This window comes from Nonomuraea sp. NPDC049784 (assembly GCF_040659615.1).
In the GTDB taxonomy this organism is placed as follows: Bacteria; Actinomycetota; Actinomycetes; order Streptosporangiales; family Streptosporangiaceae; genus Nonomuraea.
This window is the reverse complement of sequence record NZ_JBFAMX010000691.1, coordinates 1-5033: the sequence shown is the minus strand read 5'-3', so window position 1 is coordinate 5033 and position 5033 is coordinate 1. Positions and strand designations below refer to the sequence as shown.

Annotated in this window: 3 protein-coding genes and 1 pseudogene; 2 read left to right on the top strand and 2 right to left on the bottom strand. The window is 68.2% G+C overall.

Features of this window, described 5'->3' with window-relative positions:
- Together AB0J09_RS55935 and AB0J09_RS55930 are read left to right on the top strand one after the other, a co-directional pair.
- Window positions 1–507: pseudogene (locus tag AB0J09_RS55935) on the top strand (ABC transporter permease); the annotation flags it as partial.
- 3 nt (window positions 508–510) lie between these two features.
- Window positions 511–3294 carry an alkaline phosphatase family protein gene (locus AB0J09_RS55930; protein WP_360710603.1) on the top strand — a complete coding sequence of 928 codons (2784 nt, stop codon included), beginning with the start codon at window positions 511–513 and terminating at the stop codon, window positions 3292–3294.
- 93 nt (window positions 3295–3387) lie between these two features.
- On the opposite strand, the gene AB0J09_RS55925 is transcribed toward AB0J09_RS55930, so the two are convergent.
- Window positions 3388–4170: a neutral zinc metallopeptidase gene (locus AB0J09_RS55925; RefSeq protein ID WP_360710601.1), complete on the bottom strand. Its 783-nt coding sequence runs from the start codon at window positions 4168–4170 to the stop codon at window positions 3388–3390.
- A 73-nt stretch (window positions 4171–4243) separates the two neighbouring features.
- Window positions 4244–4936 carry a GntR family transcriptional regulator gene (locus AB0J09_RS55920; protein ID WP_360710599.1) on the bottom strand — a complete coding sequence of 231 codons (693 nt, stop codon included), beginning with the start codon at window positions 4934–4936 and terminating at the stop codon, window positions 4244–4246.
- Window positions 4937–5033: the final 97 nt, after the last annotated feature.

Below are 5033 nucleotides of genomic sequence, written 5' to 3'. Positions count from 1 at the left end.
CTCGCGTACGACGGGTCGGGCCGCCGGGTCGTCGTGGCGGCGGTCCTGCCGCTGGCCGCGCTGGTCGCCCTCACCGTCGGCGTGATCGCCGGCGCGACCCCGGCCACGGGCTCGGGGATCGAGAAGGGGAAGCTGCAGGACTCGCTCGCCACGGCGTACGCCCACCTCTACCGGCTGCAGACGCAGCAGCTCCATCGCCCCGACGTCACCGAGGCCCAGCTGCAGGCCACCGCGTCCTGCGACAAGGGTGGCTCGCGGGTGCTCGACGAGGGACCGGGCAACGACTGGCGATGCGTCGTCTCCTGGCACCTCCCCGGCGCGACCGCCGTGGGCACCGCCATCTACCAGCTCGACGCCACCGCGGACGGGCGGTACATCGCCGACGGCGACGGACCGAAAGAGGTGAACGGCTACTTCCAGGTGCGAACCCCGGCCGGGGACGCACCCAACCCCCTGTGGCAGTTCGACGGGAACGTCGACCTGCTCGCCAGCACCCCGAAGGAATGATTCATGCACGTCAAGCGCCAGCGCGTCGCGAAGGACCGTCTCGGGTTCTTCGATCGACGCACCGGTCGCCGGATCCGCCTGGTGGCGGCCGGCACCGCAGCTCTCGCCATCGCCGGCGGGGGCATCGCCTATGCCTCCACCGAGGTGTTCGGCACCAACCTGGTCGGCTCCACCACCAAGGCCGGCCTGCAACTCGCCAGCGACCAGATCATCAAGCCGATCGGTGACCGCCTGCTCGTCGACAACGGCAAGCTGCTTGCCTCGACGATCAGCCCGGACGGCCGCTTCCTCGCGGCGCTCACCAACGACCGGTCGATCGCTCTGACCATCATCGACTTGCAGAACTACAAGGTGCTGCAGCAGGCCGGGACCGCCTCGACCGCCGGTGTGCGCATCGCCAGCAACAACGTCGGGCAGGAGGGGCCGGCCTACTCTCCGGACGGCAAGACCCTGTGGTTACCGCAGATCGACGGCTTCAACCGCTTCCCGGTGAACGCCGACGGCACCCTCGGCACCCCGACGTTCGTCACCATCGCCGCGCAGGGCACGAAGAAGGCGCTGCCGGCCCAGGCGGTCTTCTCCGCTGACGGCAAGACCGTGTACGCCGCCGTCAACGGCCAGAACCGCGTCGTGGCGATGGACGCCGCGACCGGCGCGATCCAGCAGAACTGGACCGTGGGCACCGCGCCTCGTGGTCTGGCGCTGGTCGGCAACAAGCTCTACGTCAGCAACGAGGGCGGCCGCCCGGCCAACCCCGGCGAGACGACGATGAACTCCTACGGCACCCAGGTGCCGGCCAACCCGGTCACGGGCGCGACGACCACCGGCACCGTGAGCGTGATCGACGTCGCCAACCCGGCCGCTTCGGTCTCCTCCATCGAGGTCGGTCTGCACCCGACCGCGATGCACGCCGCCGGCAGCGCGCTCTTCGTCACCAACACGTTCGACGACTCGGTCTCGGTCATCGACACGTCCAGCGACCAGGTCGTCCAGACGATCGCCACCCAGCCGTGGCCGGAGGCCACGGTCGGCTACGCCCCGAACGGTGTGACCCTGACCGAGGACGGCCACCTGCTGGTCACCCTCGGCCGGGCGAACGCGGTCGCCGTCTACCGCTACACCACGCCGCAGGAGCCGGTCAGCTACGTCGGCCTGCTCCCGACGGACTACTACCCGGAGGAGGTGACCACCGTCGGCGACGACGTGATCGTCACCAACACCCGCGGCATCGGCGAGCGCGGCCCGACACGCACGATCAACAAGGGAGCCGGCACCACGCCGGCCACTGGCCACAACACCCACGACTCGACCGGCTCGCTGCTCCGGTTCAAGCTGCCGGCCGACCGGGAGATCGCCAAGTCCACGGCCACGGTCTTCGCGCAGAACGGCTGGGGCAAGAACGACGTCAAGAAGGCCGAGGGCAACTCCCAGCACGCCGTGCCGGTCCCCAAGCGCCTCGGTGACCCGTCGACCATCAAGAACGTCTTCCTGCTGGTCAAGGAGAACCGCTCCTACGATCAGGTGTTCGGCGACGACTCGCGTGGCAACGGCGACCCGTCGCTGGCGCAGTTCGGCGAGAGGGTCACCCCGAACCAGCATGCTCTCGCGCGTCAGTTCGGTCTCTACGACAACACCTATTCCATCGGCACCAACTCAGCCGAGGGCCACAACTGGCTGATGCAGGCCGACAACCCGGAGTACACCGAGTCCAGCGCCGGCTTGTACCAGCGCAGTTACGACACGGAGGACGACGCGCTGGGCCACCAGCGCACCGGCTTCCTGTGGACCGGTGCCCAGGCCGCCGGCAAGACCGCTCGCAACTTCGGTGAGTTCACCCAGTTCCTGACCGTCCCCGCCGGCTCGTCGTGGCAGAAGTTCTACTGCGACGCCCGGAACATGGAGGCGACCGGTCAGGACACCACCATCCAGACGGACACCCAGTCGCCGATCCCGTCGCTCAACGACATCACGGTGCACGCGTACCCGAAGTACGACACCAACATCCCGGACATCTACCGGTACCAGATCTGGAAGCGTGACTTCGAGGCCAACGGCCCGGCCAACCTCAACATGTTCTGGCTGTCCAGCGACCACACCGGTGGGGCGCCGAACGCGGTCGCCCAGGTCGCCGACAATGATCTGGCCGTCGGCAAGATCGTCGACACCATCTCGCACAGCAAGTGGTGGAAGGACTCCGCGATCTTCGTGATCGAGGACGACACCCAGGACGGCGTCGACCACGTCGACGGCGCGCGCGGCCCCGTGCAGATCATCAGCCCCTGGGCCCAGCACGGCAAGGTGGACAGCCGCTACTACACGCAGATCACCATGATCCGCACCATCGAGCAGATCCTCGGGATCCAGCCGATGAACCAGAAGGACAGCGCCGCCACCCCGATGAGCCGCGCCTTCACCAACAAGCCCGACTACACGCCGTTCAACGTGGTGCCCAACCAGGTGCCGCTCACCGACGGTCTGGCCACCCCGCCGGCCTGCGGCAACGACACCCCGGCCGCGGCGAGCGCCTCGGGGGCTCCCGCACAGACCACGGCCTCGACCGTGCCCGCCGACAAGCAGCACATCGTCGACGCCTGGACTGCCTGGCAGAAGGAGCAGCACCTGAGCGGGGCGAACGCGATCGCGGACTACGCCAGCCCCGTGCTCATGAACCACTTCACCTGGTATCAGGCGCACAACTGGACCACGCCCTACCCGGGTGAGGACAAGATCTTCACCCCGGACGAGGTGCCCGGTGGCTACCTTCCGTCGGCGGAAACCGACGGCTGACCTCGCACAACTCACACGACGGCCCGCCGGGATCCCGGCGGGCCGTCCGCCTTCAAGATCACTGAGGCACTATCGGCCCGCCGTGTCTGGGGGTCAGGCCACCTTCGACGAGGGCGCCGTCCAGGTGTTGCAGGAACCCGGGTCGCCGGTGCGGAAACCGGCCCGGATCCAGTTCTTGATGGTGCTGGTCTTGCCATAGAGCGGGTCGTCGCCCCGCTGGTCGCCCTGGACGAGCCACAGGAACTTGTCCCAGTCCTCCGTGGTCCTGCCCTTGATCGGCCAGACGCTCTGCATGAAGGCGGCGCCCAGGCATTCGGCCTGCAGGGACAGGCGCCGCGCCTGCTCGTGGTGCTCGGACTTGCTGCGAGCTCTGAGGTCTTCGCCTGCATCGTATATGCCGGCCAATTTCAGCACGTGGTAGCCGTACATCGACGCGGCCGTGTTGAACAGCCAGAGGTCGGAAGGGGAGTCGAGCCATGACTTGCCGAGCTTGAAGGACAGCGTGCGGTCCCAGTCGCAATACCACGCCTGGGAATCGTCGTTTCCGTTGTCGGAACCGCAGTAGTTCTTGGGCAGGCTCGTCACGTGCCGGACCTTGACCGGCTCATAGGGCAGGCCGGCATTCTTCAGGTGCTGCCCCCACGTGTTCTCCAGGCAGCGGATGACCTCGTCGATGTAGGCGCGGGCCTGGGCGCGGTTCTTGGGCTTGACCGGCAACTCCTCGCATGTCGTCGTGGGCAGCGGGCCCGTCTGATACAGCGAGTTTTTGGTGAGTACGGGGTTTTTCACCGGATATGCCGAGGCGTGCGCGGCCGTCGTTCCGGCTAAGGGCGTGATGAGGGCGCAGGCGAGCGCCGCGATCTTGAGGGGTTTCACGTCGAGCGAGAATAAGGCTCCCGCGGTAAAGAGCGCTAGATCCAACTATGCGTGTCGTGAGACGTTCCGGGCCTCACGTCGTGATCGCCTTGGACTCCATGTCGGCGATCGTCCACTCCTCCACCTCGTCCAGGTGCACCGCCGCGGCCTGCTGGGCCGTGGCGGTGTCGCGGGCGGCCATGGCGTCGAGGATCTCCAGGTGACGTCGCGTGGAGCCGGCGATGCGGTGCGGCCCCGTCGCGCCCAGCACCCGCAGCCACTGCACGAACGGCTCGGTCGACGAACGGGCCTTGATCAGGCGCGCGTTCCCGGTGGCCGCCACGATCTCGTTGTGCAGGCGGCTGTCGCTGGCGAAGAACGGCTCGTAGTCGCCCCGCTCGGCCTGGCGGAGCGCCTCGACCGCCTCGGCGCGCAGGTCGGCGATCTGCTCCTGCGACATCGAGCCGGCCGCGATGCCGGTGGCCACCCATTCGATGCCCTTGCGCAACTGGCAGACCTCGTGCACGTCGGTGACGCCCGGCCGGGCCACGAAGGTGCCCGACCGGGGTCGCGTCACGATGAGCTGGTCGTGCTCGAGGCGGGCCAGCGCCTCGCGTACGGGCGTGCGTGAGACGCCGAACTCCGTCGCGACCGCCTGGGGATCGAGGCGGGAGCCGGGCGCGAACGTCCCACCGGTGATCCTCTCGCACAGGATCCTGTAGAGCTGGTCCGCGATCGACTCCACGACCAGGGAAGAACCCGGCGGGTCGTTCGTCAGAGGCGGCACGGTGTCTCCCTTGGCGAAAACGGCGGATGCGGCGTGCGGGGCGGTCGCGCGGATGTGCACGGCTAATCGATCAGATTAGCCGCGCGCAGCGCCACCG

Bases quoted from the DNA above. Each gene is read 5' to 3' on its own strand.
- AB0J09_RS55930 (WP_360710603.1), top strand. From the start codon at position 511: ATGCACGTCAAGCGCCAGCGCGTCGCGAAGGACCGTCTCGGGTTCTTC.